Source organism: Brevibacterium sp. 91QC2O2 (assembly GCF_024580695.1).
In the GTDB taxonomy this organism is placed as follows: domain Bacteria; phylum Actinomycetota; class Actinomycetes; order Actinomycetales; family Brevibacteriaceae; genus Brevibacterium; species Brevibacterium moorei.
The window spans coordinates 1-265 of the sequence record NZ_JANIJY010000088.1 but is presented as its reverse complement, the minus strand read 5'-3'; the positions used below and the strand labels follow the sequence as shown (position 1 = coordinate 265).

Below are 265 nucleotides of genomic sequence, written 5' to 3'. Positions count from 1 at the left end.
CGCTCGTACCCGAAACCGACACAGGTAGTCAGGTAGAGAATACTAAGGTGATCGAGAGAATCGTGGTTAAGGAACTCGGCAAAATGCCCCCGTAACTTCGGGAGAAGGGGGGCCACCCATGTGAAGGCAACGTGCTTGCTGATGTGTGTGTGGTGGCCGCAGAGACCAGGGAGAAGCGACTGTTTACTAAAAACACAGGTCCGTGCGAAGCTGTAAGGCGATGTATACGGACTGACGCCTGCCCGGTGCTGGAAGGTTAAGAGGA

The 265-nt window shown here is 54.7% G+C and carries 1 rRNA gene; it reads left to right on the top strand.

The annotated features are described in order from the left end of the window. A 23S ribosomal RNA gene (locus tag NQ036_RS15555) occupies positions 1–265 on the top strand; the annotation flags it as partial.